The 769-nt window shown below is 45.1% G+C and carries 1 protein-coding gene and 1 pseudogene; one reads left to right on the forward strand and one right to left on the reverse strand.

All coding sequences use genetic code 11. The annotated features are described in order from the left end of the window. The first annotated feature begins 109 nt into the window (after positions 1 to 109). A complete protein-coding gene (gene qacK / locus L5M49_RS25095; RefSeq protein WP_034732386.1) occupies positions 110 to 442 on the forward strand; it encodes a quaternary ammonium compound efflux SMR transporter QacK in 333 nt (110 codons plus the stop codon). A gap of 98 nt (positions 443 to 540) precedes the next feature. Here qacK and L5M49_RS25100 read toward each other — a convergent pair. Then, positions 541 to 769, reverse strand: a pseudogene (locus L5M49_RS25100) (group II intron reverse transcriptase/maturase); the annotation flags it as partial.

Genomic DNA, 769 nt, shown 5'->3' on the forward strand with positions numbered 1-769 from the left:
GTTAGATGTAATTAACCGGAAAGTTGCGCACGAATAATTTTTTTCTTCAAGACTGCAATTTTAAGAGAAAAAGACATATACTCCCTTCGAATCATATTGGAGGCGGATCATGAAAAGCTGGTTATTTCTTACTATTTCGATTCTTGGAGAGGTAGTTGCAACATCTGCATTAAAGTCCAGTGAAGGTTTTACGAAGCTCGTACCATCTTTCATCGTAATTGTTGGCTATGGAATTGCATTTTATTTCCTTTCATTGGTCTTGAAGTCTATTCCTGTAGGGGTGGCCTATGCAGTTTGGTCTGGCCTTGGCGTAGTATTAGTCACTGCTGTTGCATGGGGGCTTTACGGGCAAAAGATTGATGCATGGGGTTTCGTGGGTATTAGTTTAATAGTTTGCGGTGTATTGGTTTTAAATTTGCTTTCTAAGGCAAGCGTTCATTAAGTGGCACTGGCATCTAATCGGGTAGCCGGAGGTATCTAGCCTCCAGCCCCCACACCACCCTGCATGCGGCTCCGCACAGGGCGGTTCATTTAGAACGCCTAACCTGTTTTCTGGTTCGGATAGTGAACCGCGATCCATCCATCTCTCAGTGAATACAATCCTGCTTTCTTAAGATACTCATTACTCAGCGCTTGCTGTATTCCTGGTGTTTTCGAGCTCCGCCATGGGCCTTTACTTGTGATCCCACAAGCAACGGCAGCTTGGATCCTGACGCCACGTTTAAGTAAGTTTTGTACCTTAGTCCGCGGTTTTCGCCACTGACGCCAG

Origin of the sequence: Shewanella sp. SM74 (genome assembly GCF_025653725.1) — a bacterium.
GTDB lineage: Bacteria > Pseudomonadota > Gammaproteobacteria > Enterobacterales > Shewanellaceae > Shewanella > Shewanella oncorhynchi.

Bases quoted from the DNA above. Each gene is read 5' to 3' on its own strand.
- qacK (WP_034732386.1), top strand. From the start codon at position 110: ATGAAAAGCTGGTTATTTCTTACTATTTCGATTCTTGGAGAGGTAGTT.